Below are 22,060 nucleotides of genomic sequence, written 5' to 3'. Positions count from 1 at the left end.
CAGTCTGTTCCTACTTCGCTGGCAAGTGGTGTCCAGTGCGTAGCTGTCCTGGCGGGTCGACCTGGACGGTTACGTGATCAATTGCGTAGCGTTCTTTCAACCAGGCTGCGACCAGCGGGGGCAACGTCAGCGGATCCACGCCCGCCACCGGCGTGACGTGTACGGTGGCGATCGCAGTGTCATCGGTCAGCGTCCACGCGTGGAAGTGGCCGGCCTCAGCGATTTCGGGAAGCGCGGCTACGCCTGCCTCTGCCTTCACGGCATCGAGCCCCTGGGGTACTGCTTGCAACAGGACTCGTATCGAGTCGGTGACTAGGCCCCAGGCCGACCGCACTACCAAGAGTGCGACGAGGACAGACAGTATCGGATCCAGCAAAGTCCAGCCAGTGAGCATGATGCCGATGGCCGCTGCGATTGCGCCGATCGAGCCCAGCAGATCGCCCATCACGTGCAGCAATGCCCCGCGCAGGTTTCCGTCGCCCTTGTCTCCTGACCACAACGCCCAGGCACCTGCTAGATTAACCAACAGGCCTACTACTGCGACGATCAGCATGGGACCCGCTAGGATAGCTGCCGGCGAGTTGATCCGCGCCACCGCCTCCCATGCGATCCAAGCTACCAGCGCAAGAAGGGCGGCGCCGTTGGCGAGGGCTGCAAGTACGCGCACGCGATGGAAGCCATAGGTGCGCGTGGCGTCGGCCGGGCGACGTGCAATTCGATACGCTATGAGCGCTAGCAGAAGCGCAGCGGCATCCGACACCATGTGCCCGGAATCAGCAATCAAAGCCAGCGAGCCCGAGATCCATCCACCAACGGCCTGCACGATGGCGTAGCCAGCGGTGAAAAGAAAAACGAGTCTGAGCCGGCGCTCATTGCCGGCAGTCACAGTTTGTTTGTGATCGTGCTCGCCTGAATGGGCGCCAGCAATGTCAGAATCTTGGGATGACTTTGATTTCATCTGAGCTGCCATTCTGTCTCGAGCGTCTACCTGTGAACTATGCGAAATTTGCCATCGCCCCAAATTCAGTGCGAGGGCGGCATATCAACAATGACCAGGACCGACTGTCTAGGAAGGATTGTGACGGTAAGCGCGACTATGAAGTCGCAGCGGCGCGGTACCCCCAGGAGCTTACCGCAACGGCGACTAACGTAGCTTGCAAGGTGGCGACTTTCTCCTTACGTTTTCGCAAGTTTTCCTCAAGATGCTAGCCGGATGCGCATGCTTGTGCGCACCGTCCAGCCTTTTGGCCGAGCAGCCGAATCTCCGTACTTACTGTCGATCTTCATAGTCTTCGGTGGCATTGATCTGCGACCGGTACTGGGTGCCCTCCCAGTTTGTTGTCGCCTGCCGTACTAGTCTCCTCGCACGCGCGAGCTGCAAGGTCCGTTCCCGGCTAGAAGAGTGCGGCCTGATGTGGCTCGCCTGGTCGTTCCGGTTCCGCCGTCCACCTTTCAGCAGTGAAGGGCACCAGGAGTTCGCGAGCGCGGGCGACGGGCGCCATCAGCCAGTCGCCAAGCGTACAGTCCGGCAGGACGACATCCATTCGATTCTCCTCATCCGGCCTATGGTAGTGACGAAACAGCGGGTGCCGGGCTGCATTGATGTTCAACATCGCGTAGCTGAGCTGAAATCGAACTGCCGCGTCTTTGTACGTATTCGAAAGTCCTGCGAGCGCTAACGGCTCGCCTTTGGCCCTCGAGAACCGTGTAGGGACTGCTCCCTTTGCTCGGAGAGCCAGCTTGGTTTCCAAGCGGTGGTCCGGCTCGTAGATCGCGTCCGCCTGGATAATGCACCGCCTGCCGGCAGCCCACGCCTGCCGGAACGTCGGCAGCATATCGACGGTCTCAGGCCTCGCATTGAAGCTATGCGTGTTCGCGAGCGCGCGATCGAGAGTCGCGGCTGTGACTGCTGGCGCGACCGTTCCCCAGAGGGCTGGAACCAGCTCGCGGCCTTGTCCGTCATCGTCGGTGATGTCCCATTCCCGCGGTTGCCGAATTATTTCCCCGAGCTGCAGGGCCAGAGGTCGACCGGTGGTTGTGGAAGAGCGCGCAGGCTGAATTTCCTTTGCAACTTCCCGCGGTTCACCGTTTGGTAATGCGTACACATGATCCACTTCATGAGCTACGCAACCGATTGTAGGCACGGTCTGCGGATGGGCCACTCAGCCTGACAGCTGATGGGCTCGGTCAGAGCCCGTGGCATTGACGGACGCCGTGGTGTCAGGCCTGGGCGCATCTTGACCCTGCGCGCCTTACGCGCAAGGAGCTTTCGCGGCATATCCTCGCGCGGGCCCGCGCTGCGGTATTCCACGTCCCCTGGCGCGAAACGCTTATTCCGCAGGGTCCTAGTGCTCCCGTTCCGTCACTCGGCGGACGCCAACCCAAGGAGCCATCATGACCCATGTCACCACGCTTGCTACGCTCGTTCCGGACGACCCCGTCTCGACTTCCTGCTCAAACACTTCGGGGCACAGTGCGGTCGATCAGCAGTCTTTGACCGACGAGGCGGTCGATGCTTACAGCCAGGGCTGCAGAAGCCTCATTGACGAGTTCTCGAGCGCGGCCAGTTTCACCGAGGATGCTTCACCTGGAGATGGCCTCTCTCAGCAGAGGCTTGTTCTGTTTGCGGCGATGGTAGGTGCGGGATTGCTTGCCCGCGGCGCTGGATCGGCGACCTGGGTCAAGAACCTTCAAAAGGTGATCCTTGCGCAAAGCAGGAATTTGGCGGCGAACGATTCAGCATCGGACGCGCGCATCCCACCATGATGCTGCGCTTCGCACCCCGATAGGCTTCCTGCACCGACGACGCAGTTGCGATCGTGACCCGCGGAAGGACGGGCGCTCGGGGATTCCAGCGCCGTCGCACGGTCTCAGTCCACCAGCCCATTGGCCTTGGCGAACGGATCATGATCGGGGTCCTCATTCCATTCGTACTCCGCGCCATGCGCGACCTGCAGCGCCGCCTCCTTGCCGACGAGCCGTTCGATCAGGGCAAGCGACATGTCGATGCCAGCGGAGACGCCGGAGGACGTGAAGTACTTTCCGTCCTCCACCCACCGAGCCTGCCGGACCCAGCGCACATTCGGGCCCTGGCTGGTCGCCCACTGGTAAGCCCGCTTGTTGGTCGTGGCCTGGTGCCCATCGAGCAATCCCGTCTTAGCGAGCACCGCCGATCCCGTGCATACCGAGGCGACGTGCGGGGTGCGCTGCGTCAGTTGGCGAACGGCGGCGATGAAGGACGGATTGTCGACCTCGCGCCGGGTTCCCATGCCTCCCGGGACGATCAGGACGTCCAGCGCGGGCGCGTCGGCGAAGGTATGGTCTACGACAACTGCCGGGCCGCCGCTACTTGCCGCCTGCCCCGCACGGTCGGCGAGCATGACGATGCGAACCCGGTCGCGCAGCATGCCGAACATTTCGAGCGGGCCGAACACGTCCAGGAGTTCGAAACCCTCGAAAACGACCATGCCGACAAGCAGGATGCGATCATCCCCGCTCGCATTGGCGAGAGGGGGCTGTGGCTGGTTCATGCGTAGCCTCTTGAGGTTGCGTGGAACGGAAATCGCCGCTTCGGCGTTCGCTCCAGTTTACGAGTCTGACGGCGCGCCGTGGAACAGGCCTCGGAGGCGCCATCGAGTGCCCCGGCGGAACGCCGTTGAAAGGTATCTCCGGGGTCGACCGCCTACCTCTCGATCGACCCGCTACACGCCCCCTGGCTTCCCCGCGATCAAGTTCCGCAGGATCGAAGCCGTGTCGAGGGCAAGGCGCGTCATGGACTGGCCCTTGTCGACGGCCAGCATCGTCCGGTTCCGTATCTTCGGCGGCCCGATGGGCGCCGACTACAGGCGCAGGTCGACCGTGAGGCCGTCCAGGTGCAGCGCGCTTTCGGGCAGGATCGTATAGCCCGCGCCCCCCCGCCACCATCGCGAGCATTGTGGCGACGGCGCCCACTTCCGTCGTGACGTTCAGCGTCACGCCCTGCGGCTGCAGGACTTCGTCCAGGACGTGGCGTACCGCGTTGGGAAGGCTTGGAAGAATCAACGGATAGCCCGCTATGGCGGTCAACGAGATGTTGGCGTGCAGGGGCTTGGCATCGGCGGGCGCGACCAGCACCAGGTGCTCCCTGGCCAGCAACTGGTATTCGAGATGAGGGGGGCGGGACGCGGATCGAAAAGAACCGCGATGTCCAGGCGGTCTTCGGAAAGCGGGTTCCGCAGATGCAGACTGAGGCCTTCCGTGATCGTCAGCATCGCCAACGGGAAGCGGGCCTTGAATTGTCTTGCCAGCGCGGCGGCGCATTGCAATGCGACCAGAGGCAGCATGCCGATGGTCACGTGCCCGCGCGGCGCCGAGGCTAGGTTTTCCAGTTCGCGTCGAGCGTGCTGTGAACTGGCAAGCATGGTACGGGCGTGGCCGAGCAGGATGCGACCCGCATCGATCAAGGCAACGCCCCGGCCGGTGCGGGTAAGCAGGGGTTGCCCAACGTCCTGCTTCAGCTCCGCGTTCTAGGCTGCTTCGTGGTCAAGATCTCGAGAAGGCGTTGGCCAAGCCGCTCCCAGGCTTCAGCTTTTTCTCGTGCGTAGTCATGGTGCAAGTAGTGTCTGCGCACCTTAGAGCCCGCCATCACGTGGTTCTGACAGCGGTCAATAATGTCCGGCAAGACTCCCAACTGTTGCATCATGGTTGCCCCAGTGCGACGTAAGTCGTGTGGTGTCCAGTTCCCTTTCTTACCGCCTGCCAGCACCAGCGTATTGTCATGCTTCCGGCGCTTTAGGGGCTTGCGCTTCATGAATCTTTCTTGCCGATCTCCGATTTGTTTAGAAACTGCGGAAACGTTCACATGGGTCTCTGCCACGTTGCGAGCAGGAAAGCACCAGGGAGTCTCTCCAGTGAGCACGTGGAGAGCTTGAAACTGATGCAACACGAACGGCGAGAGCCGTACATGGTGATCCTGCTTCTTGCCCCGCCGCCCTTTGACGTTCTCCTTAGGAATAAACCATGTTCCAGCATCCAGATCTACATGTTCCCATTGCGCCATCAGTAGCTCGCCAATTCGACATAGGGTGCCGAGGCTGATCCACACCGCAAGCTGACTTTCCTTCTTGAGCGGACGTTCGTGCTGGTACTTGGTACCTGAAGAGGCCGCCTCGTAGCTTGCTGTCATGTTGGTAAAGATCTCGTGCAACTCTCTAATCTCGTCCGGAGAAAGTACGCGCGTACGCTCTTCTTCGTGCTCGGGAGGAAGGATCGAATCCTCGCTGATCAGATCGGCAGGGTTTCCATCGATCAGTAATCCGCGCCACGGCTGGCGCTTCTCGGCCCATGCAAGCATCTGCTTCACGCCGAGCAGCATGTGGGCCGCCTTGCTTACCGTTCCGGCATTGATGGCGGAACGAAGCACGGCGCGCAGGGCGGATTCGGTCAAGCCAAGCAACGGAGTGGTGCCAATGTCGGGCAAGATGTCTCGCTTGAACATCCGCGCGACTTCCTTGTTGCCGTCCTTGCGATTGAGGCCCTCGACTATCCAAAGATCGAACAAGTCTTGCACCGTGAGCATCTGCACCCGGTCACGTTCCGCCTCCGCCAGCGTGGTGGCAACGGCTTTCTGTTTCTCGATCCGCGCCGCCTTCTTGGCAGCCGTAGGATCGATGCCATCTGCGGCGATTACGCGCACTCGATCACGCTCTGCCCGGATATTCGCAAGGCTCTTCTTTGGCCAGGATCCCAACGCGTAGTCTCGTTTTGACCCTGCAAGCTTGTATTCGTACCGGAACGATACTGTCACACCGCGCGTGCCCGCTCGGACCCGTCCAACGACGCCCCCGTCCTCGCGAAGGATTCGGCCATCGTCCGCCGCGGTCAACGCTTCAAGTTCTCGATTGGTGATCTTGCTCATGATGCCATGTGTGTTAGATTTTTACCCCACTTTTACCCCACCGAGCAGACCGGCTCGCCTCGGATTGGAATGGACGCTCCCGGACAGTTTATCAGCTTGGAAGCCGCATGAATATTGGGTTGTAGCCATTCCGGGCATGTCTCGGACGATCCACTTTGGTCTATCTTATATCTGCTTTGGGAGCAGAGGGTCGCGAGTTCGAATCCCGCCGCCCCGACCACACCATCCTGCTCGAGAACGGAGAACGAGCCTGCCGCTGCGCCAGCGGCCGCACCTGCCGCTTTTACGGCTGACACGGCGCCGCCGGCGGGGGCGACTGTCGGCGGCGGTGGTGCTCCGATTCAACCTATCCCCCTGGCGCATGGCCGGCTCGGCCGTAATGCCGCCAGCCATCGTGCGGCCAGCCATCACGCCGTCTCCCGTTGTGCCGGACCGCTTTGCGCTGACAAATGCCGCAATACGTCAATCGGCATCGGAAATACGATCGTCGAGGTCTTGTCCCCTGCGATATCGTGCAGCGCCGACAGATAGCGCAACTGCATGGCCTCGGGCACCGCGGCCAGCGCGCGGGCCGCATCCACCAGCCGTTCGGCTGCCTGGTGTTCGCCTTCGGCATTGATGATCCGGGCGCGGCGGTTGCGCTCGGCTTCGGCCTGGCGGGCGATGGCGCGGACCATGCTCTCGTCGATGTCCACGTGCTTGATTTCCACGTTGGCGATCTTGATGCCCCAGCTGTCGGTTTGCCGATCCAGGATTTCCTGCAGATCGGCGTTGAGCCTGTCGCGCTCGGACAGCATCTCGTCCAGATCGTGCTTGCCCAGCACCGAGCGCAGCGTGGTTTGCGCCAACTGGCTGGTTGCTTCACGGTAACGCTCCACCTGGATGATTGCCTTGTCGGGGTCGACCACGCGGAAATAGACCACGGCGTTGACTTGCACCGAGACGTTGTCCCGCGAAATGATGTCCTGGCTGGGCACGTCCAATACGATGGTGCGCAAATCGACCCGCACCAATTGCTGGACAAACGGAATCAGGATGATCAGGCCGGGGCCTTTGACGCCGCTGTAGCGGCCCAACGTGAACACCACCCCGCGTTCGTATTCGCGCAGAATGCGCAAGGACCATAGGATGATCGCGACGACCAGTGCGGCAATGACGAGATACGGAACCCAAGTCAAGATCATGATTCGTCCTCCTCGTTGATGGAATGGATGGGCTTGACGGTCAGCATCAGGCCATCGCGAGAAAGAACCCGCACCCGGTCGCCGGGGGAAAGCGGCCAGGCCCCGATTGCCTGCCAGCTTTCCCCGTTCACCAGCACGCGTCCCGATCCGTCGGACCAGTTCTGCACCTGGCCGGCCTGACCGATCAGTGCGTTGCCGCCGCTTTCGACCTTGCGCCGATGCGCCCTGAGTACAGCAACCAGCATGACGCCCAGCAGTGCAGCCATGACCATCGTGGCGGTCACGACGACGGGCAGCGACAGGGCGAAGGCGGGATGCTCGCCGTCGAACATCAACAGCGATCCAAGACCGAAGATCACGGCCCCGCCCAGCCCCAGCAGGCCCAGGGTGGGCGTGAAAGCCTCGGCGACCATCAAGGCCACACCCAGCAGCAGCAGTCCCACGCCGGCGTAGCTGACCGGAAGAAGGTTCAAGGCAAACATCGCGGTGACCAGCGCCACGCCGCCCAGCACGCCGGGGAAGATCGCCCCCGGACTCATCAGTTCGAACAGGATGCCGTAGATGCCCACCAGCATGAGGACGTAGGCGATATTCGGGTTGGTGATCACGCTCAGAAAGCGGGTGCGCCAGTCGGGCCCCTGTTCGAGGACCTCGGCGCCGGCGGTGGCCAGGGTGACGGGCTTGCCGCCCATGCTGAGCTGTCGGCCGTCGGCCTGCGCCAGGAGGTCCGCGACGGTAGGCGCCACGATGTTCACAACGTTTTCTTCCAGCGCCTGCGGCGCCGCGATGCTGTCGCCCTGGCGCACCGCCGATTCGGCCCATCGCGCGTTGCGACCGTGCAGCTCGGCCAGGCCGCGGATGAACGCCACGGCGTCGTTGACGGCCTTGCGCGTGCCGGCGGCCTGCCCGGACTCGTCGTCGCTGGGGCGGTCGCTAGCCGGTTCGGTGTTGCCGTCTTTCGTTTCCGGCGCCTTCCGGCGTTCGGCGGGCGAGGCGCCGGAGCCCAGCGGGACCGGCGTGGCCGCCCCCATGTTGGTGCCGGGCGCCATGGCAGCCAGGTGGCTGGCGTAGACCAGATACGTTCCCGCGCTGGCCGCCTGCGCGCCGCCAGGGGCGACATAGGCCAGCACGGGAATGGGTGAGGCCAGTATCGCTTGGACGATCTCGCGCGTGGAAGAGAGCAATCCGCCGGGCGTGTCGATGCGGATGACGACTGCCGCGGCCTGCCGCTCAGCGGCAGCGTCCAACCCCCTGCGCAGGTATTGCGTGGTGGCTGGCCCGATGGGCCCCTTGACCTCCAGCAGCAGCACCGAAGGCGGCGCCGCTTCGGCTCGCGCCGGGCCCGGCATGAGGGAGGTGCAGAGCAGGGCCGTCCACAGACACAACACCGTCCACACGACCGTCGGGCCGTATTTCTTGTGAGACCTGCGACACAGGCAAGCTTGCACGGGTTTCTCCGGCGTCGTCTCCTTGAGCCGACACATCAGGGTAGTGCGCGAGCCCGGGACTTGGCTGTGTCATACGGTTTCGACCGGTGTCGGGATCGCGATCTCGGAGGCCACCGGCACCTGCCGCATCGATACCTCGACCTCCAGCCCGGCCGTTCCCTGCCGGGCCGCGATCTGCCATCCATGCGCCTGGGCGATCTCCTTGCACAAGGCCAAACCCAGCCCGGAGCCGATGTCGCGCCGGGCGGAACCCCGCCAGAATCGCTGGAAGATCTTGTCCAGGTCATCCGGATCCACGCCGGGTCCCTGGTCGGCGACGACGAATCCGGCCGGCGTGGCCGCCAGCGTGACCAAGCCGCCGACCGGACTATGCTGGATGGCGTTCTCGAGCAGGTTCTTGATCAGCGTGAACAAGGCGCCCCGGTCGGCCTGCCAAGAGCTGGCATCCCCCTCGTAGCCGCACTCGATGCGCATGCCGTGGCGCTCGGCCATGTGCGCCATATAGCCGCAGACTTCGTTGACAACCGACATGGGTTCGACGTCCTCGATCCTGTAGTTGTGCAGTTCGCTCGCTTCGGCAAGCAGGAGCAACTGCTGGACTTGCCTGGCCATGCGATCGACGTCCTGGATCAGGTGCCGGTTGGCCTCACTGCGAGGATTCAGTTCGAGTTGCGCGCGAATCAGCGACAGCGGCGTCTTCAGTTCGTGAGCGGCTTGCGCCAGGAATTCCTGCTGTACCCGGAAGCCGGCCTGCAATCGCTCCAGGGCCTGGTTGAACGCCAGTACCAACGGCGAGATATCGTCCGGCAGGTGTCGCGCGTCGAGACGGGCATCCAGCGTTTGCGGCGTGATGCGCTGGGCAGCGCGCGAGGTCTGCTCCAGCGGGCGGAGCACGCGCGGCAGGACCACGTGGGTCGTGAGAAGGAACACGCCCAGGAAGGTCAGGCAGATGAGCAGCGCTCCACGATACAGCACCGGCATGCCGACGGAGTTCCTCATCTGCATCACGAAACGGTCGTTGATCGCCAACTGCACATACCAGGTCTTGCCATTGCGGCGCACGGGCGCCATGCCCACGTGCGCCGGTACGCCGTCGATCTCCAGCGCGAATCCTTCGATGCCAGGATCGAAGCCGCGGCCGTCAGGAGCGAGCAGCGAGGTCTCGCCGGTCGGCGAGAAGATCACCTTGCCCGTGGCGTCCGCCACACGAACCGTGACCTCGTCGTGCAGGCTGGAAAAAAGCCAGCGCTCGATTCTTGTCTCATCGATGCCTACCGGAACGCCATGCTCGTCGAAAACGATACGATCGACGATCTCGTAGGCGTCGTCGACCGCGCCGCTTTCGAGCAGGTAGCGATTGAGCGGAATCGCAAAGGCGGCGAGCAGTGTGCCCACGAGCAGGGCACTGAAGCCCAGGCCGAACGCGTAGGCCAGCAGCAGCTGGGATCGCAGGCTACGTGGCCACCGGCGTGTCGCAAAGCGCATAGCCTTGGCCTCTTACGTTGACGATCTGGAGCGTGGAGCCGAGCGCATCGAGCTTTCGACGCAGCCGGTGGATGGCGACATCCAGTGCGTTGGGAGTCACGGCCTCCGACATGCCCCAGGCTGCGGCGTCCAGCGCCCCGCGGCGAACCGTCGTGCCGCCTTTTCTGATCAGGCAGAGCATGATCTGCATCTCTGTCATGGGCAGCACGACGGAGTGTTCGGCGCAGCGCAGCACGCCGCTTGCGGGATCGAGCTGCAAATCGGCGTAGGCGGGCAGCGGTTCGCGCAACTGCGCGGGGCGCCGCAGCAGGGCGCGCACCCGGGCGACGAGCTCCTCCATGGGGAACGGCTTGGCCAGATAGTCGTCTGCGCCGGATTCCAGCCCGTCCACGCGATCGTGCAGGGCGTCGCGCGCGGTAAGCATCAGGCAGGGCGTGGGCCGGGATGCCGCCCGCAAGCGCTTGATCAGTTGCAGGCCATCGCCGTCGGGCAAGCCCCGGTCGACAATGAACAGCTCATAGTCGACGTGTGCGGCCGCATGCCAGGTGGACTTGATGTCGTGAAAGACGTCGGCGGCGATGCCGGCGTTCTCCAGTGCCTGGCGGACCAGCTTGGCCAGCCGGTCGTGATCTTCGACAAGCGCGATGCGGCTCATCCTTGCGTTCTCGATGATCGACGCGTCTTGTGCGACTGCGCGATGAGGGGATGGGTCAGAACCGGTAGAGGTAGCCGACTGTAGCACGCGAGACAGTGGACCGATCGACGATCGGGCTGTCCTTGATTTCGTCGGGCAGCCTGGTGACGGCCAGGTCGAGAAAGACCGCGTGGTGCCCGTCGAACCGGTAATCCATGCGCAGGCCCGCGCCTTGCGCCACGCCGGATCCGCCCTCGTACCGGGGGCGGTTCGCCAGCGCCTCGTGGGCCCGGACGCCGAAGTAATAGTCCACATACTTGCCGTCGAGCCATTGGGCCTGCAGCCGGGGCGTCAACGAAAGCCGTCCGAAGTCGAAGCGGCGGTCGAGCTTGAGTTCGAAGAGGCGGCCTTCGCTTTCGCTCGATATGTCGGTCATCCAACTCGCCGACAGGCGCGCAATGGGGTTGCTCCAGGCGATTGCACCGCCGGCCCAGAAGCCTCCCTTGCGTTCGTCCATGCCGTCCAGGGCGGATGAGTCGTCCTCGTCATAGCCTGCGCCGTCGTACTTCACGACGCCTTCGAACGAGACGGCGTTGTTTGCTCCCAGCCGCCATGTCGGCGCCTTGAGCGCCGCCGAGGTGCCCAGGAAGCGGAACCAGGCGTTTTCGTAGTACAGCAGCGGCAGCCCGCCGAAGTTGCTGCCATCGCCCCGGTAAGGGCTTTGCGAGGCGCTGGCGGCGACGCCAAGGCCCCATCGGGATGCGCCGGGGGAGCCGAGCTCGATGTCGGGGGTGGCGGATTCGTTTGCCGCAGTTTGGGCCGAGGCAGGCACACAGAAAGTCGCACTGGCCATGGCCAGTGCAAGGGGATAGACGCGGCCGCGGGGGAAGGCAGGCATAGTGGCCATGGCGATGCACGCTCGATTGAGAGAAGGAGCCATATCCTCGTGCACGCATTCTTACTGGCGACTTACCAGCCAGACCCAGATACGGCGCCGCTCGAGGCAGCCGCCTATCGCCGCTTCAAAGCCTGAAGCGCGTCCAGCACATGCTGGGTGGCGCGTTCCAATGCGCCGGCGCGATGCGCTATTCCCAGGGGACGCCATAGCGGCGGACGCAGCGGCCGCATGGCGATACGGGGGTCGGGAGGAGGGGCCGAAGCCTCTTGCGGCAGCAGCGTGGCGCCGTACCCGGCCGCCACCAGGCTCTTGATGGCGTCGTTGTAGTTGAGCTGGATGCGGGCGCGCGGATGCAGTCCGGCGGCGGCGAACCATTCTGTGGAGATCTGCGACAGCCGTGTGCTGTTGTCGTTGAGGATGAGCGGGCGCGCCTCCAGCCACGCCGGGCTCACGCGCGCGGGCGGCTGCCAGGCGGCCGGTATGAAGGCCATGACCGGATCGCGTCGCCACGGCAGCACCGTCAATCCAGGCTCGGTGGGCAGCGGCAGCGCCACCAAGGCGATGTCCAGCGTGCCATGCGCGAGGCGCGCAAGGCTTTCCCGGGACGTCAGCACGGTCACGTGTACATCGATGCCGGGATGGTCGCGGTTCAGGTTCTCCAGGGCTTGCGGCAGCAGGTGGGCGATGGCGCCGGTGGAGGCGCCCAGCCGCACGCGTCCGGCCAGCCCCTGCACCTGCCGCTGCACGTCGTCGAGCGCCTGTTCGGCTTCGGCGAGTAATCGGCGCGCGCGTTCCAGCAGGGTCTCGCCCACCGCGGTCGGCGTCACTTGGCCGCGCGTGCGCGTAAGCACCGGCGCGCCCACGCGCTCCTCGAGGTCGGCGATGTGCAGGCTGACGGTCGGAGGGGCGAGGTTCAGGGCGCGCGCGGCTGCGGCGAAAGATCCGAGGTCGGCAATCGTCACCAGCGTGCGCAGGCGGTCAAGGCTGATTTCTCGCATGGCGATTAGATTTAGGATTTCTGAATTTCATGATTATAAAATTCGACTTTTCTTAGTTTATGGCATGTCCGAAGATTGCCTATCGGCGATTCTCGAGGACTATCACCATGACGCAGGCGCTTGTATTCATTGACGGAGACCAGGGCACCACCGGGCTGCAGATCCACGAGCGTCTTCAAGGGCGACAGGACATCCGGATCCTGACTTTGCCGCCGGACGAACGGAAGAACAGCCAGCGTCGAGCCGATGCGATCAACAGTTGCGACATCGCGATCCTCTGTCTACCGGACGCGGCAGCGCGCGAGGCCGTGGCGGCCATCCGGCGCCCCGGGGTGCGCGTGCTGGATGCCAGCTCCGCCCACCGTACGACACAGGGTTGGGTCTATGGGTTTCCGGAAATGCAGGCGGGGCAGGATGCGGCGATCGCGCATGCAGACCGCGTCAGCAATCCAGGGTGTTATCCGACCGGCGCGGTAGGCTTGTTGCGGCCGCTCGTTGCAGGCGGTTTGGTGCCCGCCGATTATCCGATCACGGTACACGCCGTGTCAGGCTATTCCGGCAAAGGCAGGGCGGGAGTTCAAGAGTACGAAGGCGAGGACGCTGGCAGCGCCCCGCCGTATGTCGCCTATGGTCTTGGATTGGCCCACAAGCATGCGCCCGAGATAGAACGCTATGCGCAGTTGTCTTCGCGCCCGGTCTTTATCCCGGCCTATGGTGCGTTCCGCCAGGGCATCGTACTGACTATTGCCTTGCAGCAGCGCCTATTGCCGCCTGGGACGGACGGTGCTGCCCTACAGGCTTGCCTGGCGCGCCATTACGCAGGTTCGGCCCATGTGAGCGTGGCCGGGCTGGCCGAGGCGGCCGCGATGACGCACCTGGACCCGCGTGCGGCAAATGGCAGCAATGACCTGTGCCTTTACGTATTCGAGAACGCCGGCGCGGGGCAGATACTGTTGGCCGCGGTGTTCGACAACCTTGGAAAAGGCGCCTCCGGCGCGGCCGTACAGAATCTGGAGCTTATGCTGCAGCGTTCGCACTAAGCCCGCCGAATCGCGGCCGTCCGCAGGACCGCCCCGGCCGCATCAGTCGCGCTTGGCCGCGGCGCCGGAGAAGTGCTCGCGCGTGAGTTTCACCACGACAGGGGCCAACATGATGAGCGCGATCAGGTTGGGCACGGCCATCAGCCCGTTCAAGGTGTCTGCCAGCAGCCATGCGAACTCCAGGTGCGCAATGGCGCCGAAGGGCACGGCCAGCACCCACACGATGCGAAACGGCAGGATGCAGCGCGTTCCGATCAAGAACTCCCAGCACCGCTCGCTCAGGTAGCTCCAGCCGAGTATGGTGGTGAAGGCGAAAATCGCCAGGGCCAGGGCGATGACATATCGCCCTATGCCGGGCAGCGCGGCATCGAAGGCTGCCGAAGACAGTACGGCGCCGCTATCGCCGCTGGTCCACAGGCCCGAGCACACGATGACCAGGCCTGTCATGGTGCAGATGATGATGGTGTCGATGAAGGTGCCGATCATGCCGATCATGCCCGAGCGCACGGGGCTGTTGCTGGTGCCCGCGGCTTGCACGATGCCGGCCGTGCCCAGCCCGGCTTCGTTCGAAAAAATGCCGCGTGCAACGCCATAGCGCATGGCCGCCATGACCGCCGCGCCCGCAAAGCCTCCGGTGGCCGCCACGGGGGAGAATGCGTGCGTGAATATCTGCTGGAACGCCGACGGTATGGCGTCGGCCATGATGACCAGCGCGATGAGTGAAGCCAGGATATACGCCAGGCACATGATAGGCACCAGGGCCTCTGCCACGGCGCCGATGCGCCGGATGCCGCCCAGCACCACCAGGCCGATCAATACCATGGTGACGACACCGGTGATCCAGTCGGATATGCCGAACGTCGCGTGCAACGCGTCGGCCATGCTGTTGACCTGCACCATGTTGCCTATGCCGAAGCCGGCCAGGCCGCCGAAAACGGCGAACAGCACCCCCAGCCATGCCCACTTCGGGCCCAGGCCGTTGCGGATGGCGTACATCGGGCCGCCGCAAAATTCTCCGCGCACGTCTTTTTCGCGGTAATGCACCGCCAGCAGGACTTCGCTGTACTTGGTGGCCATGCCGACCAGGGCGGTCACCCACATCCAGAAGAGCGCGCCGGGCCCGCCCAGGAAGATGGCGGTGGCAACGCCTGCGATGTTGCCCGTGCCTACGGTAGCAGCCAGGCTCGTCATGAGCGCTTGAAAGGGGCTGATGTCGCCCGTGGAATCGTCGCCCTTGGCGCGGCTGCGCCACGCCAGGCGAAAGCCGGTGGCGATCTTGGTCAAGGGCTTGAAGCGCAGCCGCAACATCATGAACAGCCCGGTACCCAGGATGAGCACCAGCATGGGTGGCCCCCATACCAGGCCATTGATGCCGTTGACGAAGGAATCCAGGAATTGCATCGACGGTCTTCCCTTGCAGACGATACGGGTCGAAGTAGACGGTCGCGGGATACGCCCGGTGCGGACGTCAGGGTGCTGCGTACCCTACCGCAAGCGGCGCAACTGCGTGGACGGCATTGTACTTGCCGTCATGTTGCGACCCGCTGGTTCTTCGCCCATGTGGTCTAGGCTGCATTGGCGCTACGACTTCCCTTCTTGAATGATCGCCTGCAGTTTGGCCTGATTCGGATGCTCGTGGATGTCCATGAGCATCGCACGCGACGCCACGTCCAGGTAGGAAACCGGCGGAAAGCCCGCGGCCACCGCCAACTGATGAAGCCTCGATGCGCGCTCCTTGTAGTAATTCCATGCAAAGGGCGTGAAGCCGTTGAGTCGGTCGAGCGTCTCCAACCCGAAGGCGTATTGCTCCAAGGCGCGGTCCAGATCATTCATCACAAAACTCCTGCTACGTTGAATAAGGAATTTTCTCATGGGGGTAGGCAGTCCGGGCCCCGAGCTGTTCGATGCAGCTGGGCGGGCTCGGGCCCAACCGCCAGCCGCACCGGCGAGATGCGGCGCACCTCGCCATCCTTTGCGATGTCGTCGACGACCGGCAAGCCTCGGCCGGCCCGCAGCAGCGGCCCGGAGCGCTACAGTGATCCGATGTCTTGCCCAGTGCCGCGCTCCATCGTGGACTGCGCGCCGGGCGTGGAGAGACCAAATGGCTGACACTGCTACCCCGGACACGAACGACGCGCCGCGCGCCGCCGATGATCCCTACGACCTGCAACGTTTCGTCGATGCCCAGCAGGGCGTGCACGAAGAGGCGTTGCGCGAACTGCGCGCGGGCCGCAAGCGCAGCCATTGGATGTGGTTCGTGTTTCCGCAGTTGCGCGGGCTGGGGCATTCGCCCATGGCGGTGCGCTATGGCGTGGCTTCGCTGGACGAGGCGCGGGCTTATCTCGCGCACCCGGTGCTGGGGCCGCGGATCGAGGCGGCGGCGCTTGCCGCGCTGGAGAGCCCGGGCCGGACGGTGGCGGAGATCTTCGGGTCGCCGGACGATATGAAATTCCGGTCTTCGATGACCTTGTTCGCCCTGGCGGCCGGTGATGAAAGCGTGTTCCGCCGGGCCTTGGCGGGGCGGTGCGGCGATGCGATGGACGAGCGCACCTTGGAAATGCTTGCCACGTCCAGGGACTGAGGGCGCATGCCGTTCGGCACTCAGGGTAAATACTCAAACAAGAATACGAGCATTCAATAATACAATCCGCCGATAATACGTAAAAAGCAGAGGACAGCCGCCTTCGCGAACGCCGCGATCCAGTGAGCCAGTCCTGTAGAACAACCCGAGACAATACGCGGCGCCCACCCCAGACGCCGCCAGTGCAATCGCATCAGGCCCGCGCGCGGGCAAGGGAGGCGGTATGGCATTACTGGATGGGAAGGTCGCCGTTGTCACCGGCGGCGCCGGCGGCCTGGGCCGCGAGATCGCGCGGGCCTATGCGCGGGAAGGCGCGCAGGTAGGCCTGCTCGACATCGACGAGGCGCTGCTTGCCGAAACCACGCGCGAGATTCCGCGCAGCCAGGCTCTGCCTTGCGACGTCTCCGACCGCGCGGCCGTACTGCGCACCGTCGACGCGTTCGTCAAGCAGACCGGCGGCCTCGACATCCTGGTCAACAACGCCGCCTACTTCTACTACGCCCCGCTGGTGGACATGCCCGAGGACGCGGTCGACAGGATGCTGGACGTGGGCCTGAAGGGCGCGCTGTGGGCGCTGCAGGCCGCCACGCCGCACCTCATCGCGCGCGGCGGCGGGGTGGTCATCAACATGTCCTCGGTCGTGGTCTCGGTGTCGGTTAAGAACGCGGCGGTGTACAGCGCCGTCAAGGGGGCACTGGACACGCTGACGCGGCAACAGGCCGTAGAGCTCGGCCAGCACGGCATACGCGTCAATGCGCTGGCTCCGGGGCCGGTGGTCACACCGGGCGCCAGCTCCGTCATCACGGAAGAGGGCTGGGCCGCTCGCCGCCGCCGTACGCCGCTGGATCGGCTGGCGACGGCCGAGGACATTGCCGGGGCAGCGGTATTCCTGGCCTCCAACGCAGGCGCCAGCGTCGCCGGCGTGACTCTGAAAATCGATGGCGCGATGACGGTACAGGGCTATTAGCCCGCTGACCTGTCGATCGCCCGGACGGGTACCTACGCAATGGACATTTCCGATACGCAGGCGTCGCGCATCGTGCGCGAGGCGCTGCGCGCCACGCCGGATACGTTCGGCGCCGACGCGCTGGCGCATGCCAGGCGCTGCCTGCTCGACTATCTGTCATGCGCCTTCGAAGCCTTGCCCCTGCCATGGAGCACGCAGGCGGCCGGGTTGGCTGACCCTGCTGCAACAGGCGCGCACGTGGTGGGCCGCGCGGCGCCGCGCGCGCTGGCGCAGGCCGCATTCGCCAACGCGGTTGCAGGCCATGGCCTGGTGCGCGAAGACATGCATGCGGGCAGCGTGGCGCATCTGGGCGTGGTGGTGTGGCCGACGGTGCTGGCGCTGTCCGAACGCCATGCCGTGTCGGGCGCGCAGGCGCTGGCGGCGGCGGTGGTGGGCTACGAGACCGGCGCGCGCATCGGCCGCGCCGTCATCACGCGCGAGCTGGCGCGCCTTTTCAGGCCCACGGGCCTGGTGGGGCCGTTCGCCGCCGCGATGGCCGGCGCGCGCGTCATGGGCCTGGACGAAGCGCAAGCGCTGCATGCCTTCGCATTGGCGGGCAACTGCTGCGCCGGCCTGAATCAATGGGCCTACACGGGCGGCAGCGAGATGTACTTCCATCCGGGGTTCGTGGTGCGCAATGCGCTGGCCTGCCTGGATCTCGCCCGGTTGGGTGCGCAGGCCTCCGCCTCCATCCTGGAGGGCGAGGCCGGCTTCTTCCAGGCTTACGCGCGCGCGCCGCTTGCCGACCCGATCCGCCTGTTCGCGGACGGCAAGGCCGAGATCGCCCAGGTGTTCAACAAGCCCGCGCCCGCGTGCAACTTCGCGCAGACGCCTTGCCAGGCGGCGCTGCGCGCGCTGGGCCGGGTGCCGAAGGGCCGGCGCATTACGGCGGTGCGCATCGAGACCACGCACGCGGCGGTGGCGTATCCGGGCTGCGCGTCGGCCGGGCCGTTCGAGCACGCGCTGCAGGCCAAGATGAGCATTCTGTATGGCGTGGCGGCCGTGCTGGCGAGGGGCGCCATCGAAGAGGACAACTATCGCCGCCTCGACGATCCCGAGATCGCCCGCCTGGTCGACGCGACCACGCTGGCGCGTGACGAGGCCTTTACGAGAGCCTTTCCGGCTCGCCAGGGCGCGAGGGTGGCGCTCGCCCTCGATGACGGCTCGACCGTGCAGGCCGAGCTGGACGACGTGGCGGCTGCCGGCGACGCGCTGATCCGCGAACGCTTTCGCCGCGCCGCGAGTCAGGTGCTGGGCGCCGAGCGCGCACTACGCATCGAGCAGATGGTCGACGGTTATGAGCACGAGCCCGACGCGGGCGCGCTGGCCAGGCTGTGCGCCGCGCCCGCCCACCACACGACCCCCGGCATGGAAATCACGACACCATGACAGAACTGCAAATCCACCTCGAGGCGTTCCTGCAGGCCCTGACGGCGGGCGTGCTGGTGGGCGGCATCTACGGGCTGATGTGCGTGGGCCTGGCGATGATCTTCGGCATCATGCGCGTCATCAACTTTGCCCAGGGCGATTTCATGATGCTGGGCATGTACGTCACGTACTACTTCTTCATCCTGGTCGCGGCGAATCTGTTCGCCGGCTCGGCGCTGGGGCCTTATCTGTCCATCGTGCTGATGGTGCCGGTGATGTTCGGGGTCGGCTATCTGGTGCACCTGCTGCTGATCTCGCGCGTGACCGGCAACCGCGGCGCCGCGCTGGAAGGCGAGGGGCACTACGCGCAGCTGATCCTTACCCTCGGCATCGCCCTCATTCTGCAGAACGGCGGCATGATGCTGTTCGGCCCGCAGCTGGAGTCGCTGCGCACGCCGCTGTCCAGCAGCGCATGGGAGGTCGGCCCGCTGTGGGGCGAGTTCGTCAGCGTGTTCGCCAACAAGGGGCGCGGCGTGGCGGCGCTGATCTCGCTGGCGGCCATGGCGGCGCTGGGACTGCTGGTGACGCGCAGCCGCCTGGGCAAGTCGCTGCGGGCCTCGGCCGACAATCCCGTGGCCGCGCTCTACATGGGCATCGACGTCAACCGCGCCTATCGCATCGCGTTCGCGCTGGGCACGTGCATCACCGCGCTGGCGGGCGGCCTGCTGGCCACGAACCTTCCCTTTCATCCCTTCATCGGGCTGGAGTACGTGATCATCATGTACGCGGGCGTGGTGCTGGGCGGCATCGGCAGCATCTTCGGCGCGTTCTGGGGCGGCATGGTGATCGGCCTGGTGCAGCAGCTGTCCGCGCTTGTGCTGCCCACCCAATTGCAGAACGCCGCCATCTTCGTGTTTTTCCTGCTGATCGTCACCATCCGGCCGCAAGGGCTGTTCGGCCGCGTCTCGGAGCGAACCTGATGAAGCGACCCCCGACCTCCCTGATGCTCGCGGCCGGCGCGGCCGCCTATCTCGGGGCCGCCCTGCTCGTGCAGAACTCGTACCACCAGCTGATCTTCACGCTGGTGCTGGTGTGGGCCTGCTTCGGCCTGTCGTGGAATACGCTGAGCGGCTATACGGGCCTCGTTTCCTTCGGACATGCCTCGTTCTTCGGCCTGGGCGCTTTCGCCACGGTGCTGGCGCAGATCCACCTGGGGCTGTCGCCCTGGGTGATGCTGCCGCTGGCCGCCGTCATCGGCGCGGTGGCGGGCCTGCTGGTCGGCCTGCCTACGTTCCGCCTGCGAGGCCACTACTTCGCGCTGGCCATGCTGGCCTATCCGCTGGCGCTGCTGTACGTGTTCGAATGGCTGGGCCTGCAGGAAGTCACCTTCCCCATGAAGCGCGAGGACGCGGCGCTGTACATGCAGTTCTCCGACCAGCGCTGGTACACGGCCATTGGGCTGGCGATGCTGCTGGTGTTCGTGCAGATCACGCGCCACATCGAGCGCACGCGCTTCGGCATGGCGCTCATCGCCATCAAGCAGAACGAGGCGGCGGCCGAGGCGGCCGGCATCGACACGCTGCGCTGGAAGCTGCGCGCCATCGCGCTCAGCGGGGCCATCGCCGGCGCCACGGGCGCGTTCTACGCGGTGGTGCTGCTGGTGGTGACGCCGGTGTCGGTGTTCGGGATGCTGGTGTCGGCACAGGCGCTTACCGTCGCCATGTTCGGCGGGGTGGGCTCGGTGTGGGGCCCCATCATCGGCGCGCTGATCCTGGTGCCGCTGGGCGAGATCCTGCATGCGGAGCTGGGCTCCACCTATCCCGGCATCCAGGGCGTGATACTGGGGCTGGCCATCATCGGGGTGATCCTGGTCGCGCCCGAAGGCGTGTATTGGAAGGCGCGCGACTATCTGCGCCGGCGCGGGCCTGCCGCACAGCCGGCAGCCCCGGGACACGGTGCCGCACCCGCACCCGCACCGGCGTCCGCGTCCGCGCCCGCAGCCATGCCTGCGACGCCTGCCGCGCCGCCGCGCCAGCCTCGCCTGCGGCCCGACGAGGTCATCATGGAAGTGCAATCCCTGTCGCGCAGCTTCGGCGGCCTGAAGGCGGTCAGCAACGTCAGCTTCAAGGTGCGCCGCGGCATGATCCTGGGCATCATCGGCCCGAACGGCGCGGGCAAGACCACACTGTTCAACCTGCTCAACGGCTTTCTGCGGCCGGATGCCGGCAAGGTGATGGTCAAGGGGATAGACATGGTGGGCCGCAAGCCGCACGCGCTGTGCGCGGCGGGAGTGGGCCGCACTTTCCAGGTGATGAGGCCGTTCATGCGGCTGACGGTGGCGCAGAACGTGAAGGTGGGCGCCTACGTGCGGGCCGGCAGCGAGCGGGAGGCCGAGACGCTGGCCGCGCGGGCCATCGAACGCGTGGGCCTGCAAGCCTCGGCGCAGAAGCTCGCTTCGGTGTTGACCACGCGCGAGCTGCGACTGATGGAGCTGGCGCGCGCGGTGGCCGGACAGCCCGAGATTCTGCTGTTGGACGAGACGCTGGCCGGCCTGGGCCATGGCGAGGTCGATCACGTCGTGGCGGCGATCCGCTCGCTGTCCGAGTCCGGCATCACCATCGTGATCATCGAGCACACCATGCAGGCCATGGTGCGGCTGGTGGACGAGTTCGTGGTGCTGGACCACGGCGAGGTGCTGACGGTGGGCGATCCGCAGGCCATCACGCGCGATCCGCGCGTGGTGCAAGCCTACCTGGGCAAGAAATGGAGCGCGCAGCATGCTGCTTGAAATCAGCGGTCTCGTGGCCGGCTACTCCGCCCTGCCGGTGCTCAAGGAAATCTCGGTGGCGGTGGAGGAGGGCCAGTTCGTGTCCATCGTCGGGCCCAACGGGGCTGGCAAGAGCACGCTGTTCAAGACCATCTCGGGCAGCGTGCCCGCCATGTCGGGCGCCATCCGCTTCGATGGCCGCGACCTGCTGGCCGTGCCCATCGCGAAGCGGCCGCACCTGGGCATCGCCCACGTGCCCGAAGGCCGACAGGTGTTCGCATCGATGAGCGTGCTCGAGAACCTGGAGATGGGCGCCTACACCGCAGCGGGCCGGCGCGACTGGGCGCGCAACATCGAGCGCATCCACGAGTGGTTTCCCGTGCTGAAGCAGCGCAGCCGGCAACTGGCCGGCACGCTGTCGGGCGGCGAGCAGCAGATGGTCGCCATCGGGCGCGGGCTGGCCTCGTCGCCGCGGCTGCTGATGCTGGACGAGCCTTCGATGGGCCTGTCGCCGGCCATCGCGGATTTCATTTTCGAACGGCTGATCGACATTCGCCGCGACGCGAAGCTGACCATCCTTTTGGTGGAGCAGCGCGTGGCGGAGGCGCTGCAGTACGCCGACAGGGGCTACGTGCTGGAAACCGGACGCGTGGTGCTGGAAGGCACGCACCAGACGCTGCAGGCGGACGACCGCGTGCGCCGCGCGTATCTGGGCATGTAGGGATTCGGCAGGCATTTATCCATATCGCCCCGCA

At 65.3% G+C, this 22,060-nt stretch carries 22 protein-coding genes; 8 read left to right on the top strand and 14 right to left on the bottom strand.

Going from position 1 to position 22,060, the window contains the following annotated elements; translation table 11 throughout:
* Window positions 1–10: 10 nt before the first annotated feature.
* Together CAL15_RS13050 and CAL15_RS13045 are read right to left on the bottom strand one after the other, a co-directional pair.
* Window positions 11–970, bottom strand: a complete 960-nt coding sequence (locus CAL15_RS13050) for a cation diffusion facilitator family transporter (protein WP_198299043.1) — start codon at window positions 968–970, stop codon at window positions 11–13.
* A 424-nt stretch (window positions 971–1,394) separates the two neighbouring features.
* Complete coding sequence (locus CAL15_RS13045; RefSeq protein WP_086078991.1) at window positions 1,395–2,162, bottom strand: SOS response-associated peptidase family protein; 768 nt, start codon at window positions 2,160–2,162, stop codon at window positions 1,395–1,397.
* 232 nt (window positions 2,163–2,394) lie between these two features.
* Here CAL15_RS13045 and CAL15_RS13040 point away from each other — a divergent pair, with 232 nt between their 5' ends.
* A complete protein-coding gene (locus CAL15_RS13040) occupies window positions 2,395–2,766 on the top strand; it encodes a hypothetical protein (protein ID WP_086078990.1) in 372 nt (123 codons plus the stop codon).
* A gap of 104 nt (window positions 2,767–2,870) precedes the next feature.
* Here CAL15_RS13040 and CAL15_RS13035 read toward each other — a convergent pair whose 3' ends face one another.
* The 10 genes from CAL15_RS13035 to CAL15_RS12990 all read right to left on the bottom strand — a co-directional run bounded on the left by CAL15_RS13035 (window position 2,871) and on the right by CAL15_RS12990 (window position 12,543).
* A complete protein-coding gene (locus CAL15_RS13035) occupies window positions 2,871–3,530 on the bottom strand; it encodes a DJ-1/PfpI family protein (protein ID WP_198299042.1) in 660 nt (219 codons plus the stop codon).
* On the bottom strand, window positions 3,487–4,113 hold the full coding sequence (locus CAL15_RS24845) for a LysR substrate-binding domain-containing protein (RefSeq protein WP_420042502.1): 627 nt from the start codon (window positions 4,111–4,113) through the stop codon (window positions 3,487–3,489). The genes CAL15_RS13035 and CAL15_RS24845 overlap by 44 nt, the downstream gene beginning before the upstream one ends.
* A complete protein-coding gene (locus CAL15_RS13025; protein ID WP_086078987.1) occupies window positions 4,062–4,442 on the bottom strand; it encodes a LysR substrate-binding domain-containing protein in 381 nt (126 codons plus the stop codon). Before CAL15_RS13025 ends, CAL15_RS24845 begins: the two co-directional genes overlap by 52 nt.
* 50 nt (window positions 4,443–4,492) lie before the next feature.
* Window positions 4,493–5,896 carry a tyrosine-type recombinase/integrase gene (locus CAL15_RS13020; protein ID WP_086078986.1) on the bottom strand — a complete coding sequence of 468 codons (1,404 nt, stop codon included), beginning with the start codon at window positions 5,894–5,896 and terminating at the stop codon, window positions 4,493–4,495.
* Between the two features lie 407 nt (window positions 5,897–6,303).
* Window positions 6,304–7,080 (bottom strand): slipin family protein, encoded by a 777-nt coding sequence (locus CAL15_RS13015; RefSeq protein ID WP_086078985.1) that lies wholly within the window; start codon window positions 7,078–7,080, stop codon window positions 6,304–6,306.
* Window positions 7,077–8,429 carry an NfeD family protein gene (locus CAL15_RS13010; RefSeq protein WP_232467959.1) on the bottom strand — a complete coding sequence of 451 codons (1,353 nt, stop codon included), beginning with the start codon at window positions 8,427–8,429 and terminating at the stop codon, window positions 7,077–7,079. Before CAL15_RS13010 ends, CAL15_RS13015 begins: the two co-directional genes overlap by 4 nt.
* 168 nt (window positions 8,430–8,597) lie before the next feature.
* The gene (locus tag CAL15_RS13005) at window positions 8,598–10,013 is read right to left on the bottom strand and encodes a sensor histidine kinase (RefSeq protein ID WP_086078983.1); all 1,416 of its coding nucleotides are present in this window, start codon (window positions 10,011–10,013) and stop codon (window positions 8,598–8,600) included.
* The gene (locus tag CAL15_RS13000; protein WP_086078982.1) at window positions 9,982–10,668 is read right to left on the bottom strand and encodes a response regulator transcription factor; all 687 of its coding nucleotides are present in this window, start codon (window positions 10,666–10,668) and stop codon (window positions 9,982–9,984) included. The genes CAL15_RS13005 and CAL15_RS13000 overlap by 32 nt, the downstream gene beginning before the upstream one ends.
* A 55-nt stretch (window positions 10,669–10,723) precedes the next feature.
* The gene (locus CAL15_RS12995) at window positions 10,724–11,554 is read right to left on the bottom strand and encodes a MipA/OmpV family protein (protein ID WP_157666655.1); all 831 of its coding nucleotides are present in this window, start codon (window positions 11,552–11,554) and stop codon (window positions 10,724–10,726) included.
* A 104-nt stretch (window positions 11,555–11,658) separates the two neighbouring features.
* Window positions 11,659–12,543 (bottom strand): LysR family transcriptional regulator, encoded by an 885-nt coding sequence (locus CAL15_RS12990; protein ID WP_086078980.1) that lies wholly within the window; start codon window positions 12,541–12,543, stop codon window positions 11,659–11,661.
* Window positions 12,544–12,650: 107 nt separating this feature from the next.
* Here CAL15_RS12990 and argC point away from each other — a divergent pair, with 107 nt between their 5' ends.
* Entirely contained in the window at window positions 12,651–13,583 is a 933-nt protein-coding gene (gene argC, locus CAL15_RS12985) for an N-acetyl-gamma-glutamyl-phosphate reductase (protein ID WP_086078979.1), read from the top strand.
* 42 nt (window positions 13,584–13,625) lie between these two features.
* Here argC and CAL15_RS12980 read toward each other — a convergent pair whose 3' ends face one another.
* A complete protein-coding gene (locus CAL15_RS12980) occupies window positions 13,626–14,984 on the bottom strand; it encodes an alanine/glycine:cation symporter family protein (RefSeq protein ID WP_086078978.1) in 1,359 nt (452 codons plus the stop codon).
* Window positions 14,985–15,164: 180 nt separating this feature from the next.
* Window positions 15,165–15,416 carry a hypothetical protein gene (locus tag CAL15_RS12975; RefSeq protein ID WP_086078977.1) on the bottom strand — a complete coding sequence of 84 codons (252 nt, stop codon included), beginning with the start codon at window positions 15,414–15,416 and terminating at the stop codon, window positions 15,165–15,167.
* Window positions 15,417–15,684: 268 nt separating this feature from the next.
* Here CAL15_RS12975 and CAL15_RS12970 point away from each other — a divergent pair, with 268 nt between their 5' ends.
* The 6 genes from CAL15_RS12970 to CAL15_RS12945 all read left to right on the top strand — a co-directional run bounded on the left by CAL15_RS12970 (window position 15,685) and on the right by CAL15_RS12945 (window position 22,026).
* Window positions 15,685–16,164 (top strand): DUF1810 domain-containing protein, encoded by a 480-nt coding sequence (locus tag CAL15_RS12970; RefSeq protein WP_086078976.1) that lies wholly within the window; start codon window positions 15,685–15,687, stop codon window positions 16,162–16,164.
* A 223-nt stretch (window positions 16,165–16,387) separates the two neighbouring features.
* Window positions 16,388–17,131 carry an SDR family NAD(P)-dependent oxidoreductase gene (locus CAL15_RS12965; protein ID WP_086078975.1) on the top strand — a complete coding sequence of 248 codons (744 nt, stop codon included), beginning with the start codon at window positions 16,388–16,390 and terminating at the stop codon, window positions 17,129–17,131.
* A 39-nt stretch (window positions 17,132–17,170) separates the two neighbouring features.
* Entirely contained in the window at window positions 17,171–18,559 is a 1,389-nt protein-coding gene (locus CAL15_RS12960; RefSeq protein ID WP_086078974.1) for an MmgE/PrpD family protein, read from the top strand.
* Entirely contained in the window at window positions 18,556–19,518 is a 963-nt protein-coding gene (locus tag CAL15_RS12955) for a branched-chain amino acid ABC transporter permease (RefSeq protein ID WP_086078973.1), read from the top strand. Before CAL15_RS12960 ends, CAL15_RS12955 begins: the two co-directional genes overlap by 4 nt.
* Window positions 19,518–21,326 carry a branched-chain amino acid ABC transporter ATP-binding protein/permease gene (locus CAL15_RS12950; protein ID WP_086078972.1) on the top strand — a complete coding sequence of 603 codons (1,809 nt, stop codon included), beginning with the start codon at window positions 19,518–19,520 and terminating at the stop codon, window positions 21,324–21,326. The genes CAL15_RS12955 and CAL15_RS12950 overlap by 1 nt, the downstream gene beginning before the upstream one ends.
* Window positions 21,316–22,026: an ABC transporter ATP-binding protein gene (locus CAL15_RS12945; RefSeq protein ID WP_086078971.1), complete on the top strand. Its 711-nt coding sequence runs from the start codon at window positions 21,316–21,318 to the stop codon at window positions 22,024–22,026. The genes CAL15_RS12950 and CAL15_RS12945 overlap by 11 nt, the downstream gene beginning before the upstream one ends.
* Window positions 22,027–22,060 lie beyond the last annotated feature (34 nt).

It is taken from the genome of Bordetella genomosp. 13 (assembly GCF_002119665.1).
Classification (GTDB): domain Bacteria; phylum Pseudomonadota; class Gammaproteobacteria; order Burkholderiales; family Burkholderiaceae_B; genus Bordetella.
The sequence above is the reverse complement of the archived record's forward strand: the minus strand, read 5'-3'. Positions and strand labels throughout refer to the sequence as shown.

What these genes read in the sequence shown, in the direction of transcription:
- CAL15_RS12955 (WP_086078973.1), top strand. Translation starts at nt 18,556, where the DNA reads ATGACAGAACTGCAAATCCACCTCGAGGCGTTCCTGCAGGCCCTGACG.
- argC (WP_086078979.1), top strand. Translation starts at nt 12,651, where the DNA reads ATGACGCAGGCGCTTGTATTCATTGACGGAGACCAGGGCACCACCGGG.
- CAL15_RS13010 (WP_232467959.1), bottom strand. Translation starts at nt 8,429, where the DNA reads ATGCCGGGCCCGGCGCGAGCCGAAGCGGCGCCGCCTTCGGTGCTGCTG.
- CAL15_RS12970 (WP_086078976.1), top strand. Translation starts at nt 15,685, where the DNA reads ATGGCTGACACTGCTACCCCGGACACGAACGACGCGCCGCGCGCCGCC.
- CAL15_RS12965 (WP_086078975.1), top strand. Translation starts at nt 16,388, where the DNA reads ATGGCATTACTGGATGGGAAGGTCGCCGTTGTCACCGGCGGCGCCGGC.
- CAL15_RS12995 (WP_157666655.1), bottom strand. Translation starts at nt 11,554, where the DNA reads ATGGCCACTATGCCTGCCTTCCCCCGCGGCCGCGTCTATCCCCTTGCA.
- CAL15_RS13040 (WP_086078990.1), top strand. Translation starts at nt 2,395, where the DNA reads ATGACCCATGTCACCACGCTTGCTACGCTCGTTCCGGACGACCCCGTC.
- CAL15_RS13005 (WP_086078983.1), bottom strand. Translation starts at nt 10,013, where the DNA reads ATGCGCTTTGCGACACGCCGGTGGCCACGTAGCCTGCGATCCCAGCTG.
- CAL15_RS12975 (WP_086078977.1), bottom strand. Translation starts at nt 15,416, where the DNA reads ATGAATGATCTGGACCGCGCCTTGGAGCAATACGCCTTCGGGTTGGAG.
- CAL15_RS12980 (WP_086078978.1), bottom strand. Translation starts at nt 14,984, where the DNA reads ATGCAATTCCTGGATTCCTTCGTCAACGGCATCAATGGCCTGGTATGG.
- CAL15_RS13035 (WP_198299042.1), bottom strand. Translation starts at nt 3,530, where the DNA reads ATGAACCAGCCACAGCCCCCTCTCGCCAATGCGAGCGGGGATGATCGC.
- CAL15_RS13020 (WP_086078986.1), bottom strand. Translation starts at nt 5,896, where the DNA reads ATGAGCAAGATCACCAATCGAGAACTTGAAGCGTTGACCGCGGCGGAC.
- CAL15_RS13050 (WP_198299043.1), bottom strand. Translation starts at nt 970, where the DNA reads ATGGCAGCTCAGATGAAATCAAAGTCATCCCAAGATTCTGACATTGCT.
- CAL15_RS12950 (WP_086078972.1), top strand. Translation starts at nt 19,518, where the DNA reads ATGAAGCGACCCCCGACCTCCCTGATGCTCGCGGCCGGCGCGGCCGCC.
- CAL15_RS12960 (WP_086078974.1), top strand. Translation starts at nt 17,171, where the DNA reads ATGGACATTTCCGATACGCAGGCGTCGCGCATCGTGCGCGAGGCGCTG.
- CAL15_RS12945 (WP_086078971.1), top strand. Translation starts at nt 21,316, where the DNA reads ATGCTGCTTGAAATCAGCGGTCTCGTGGCCGGCTACTCCGCCCTGCCG.
- CAL15_RS12990 (WP_086078980.1), bottom strand. Translation starts at nt 12,543, where the DNA reads ATGCGAGAAATCAGCCTTGACCGCCTGCGCACGCTGGTGACGATTGCC.
- CAL15_RS13000 (WP_086078982.1), bottom strand. Translation starts at nt 10,668, where the DNA reads ATGAGCCGCATCGCGCTTGTCGAAGATCACGACCGGCTGGCCAAGCTG.
- CAL15_RS13015 (WP_086078985.1), bottom strand. Translation starts at nt 7,080, where the DNA reads ATGATCTTGACTTGGGTTCCGTATCTCGTCATTGCCGCACTGGTCGTC.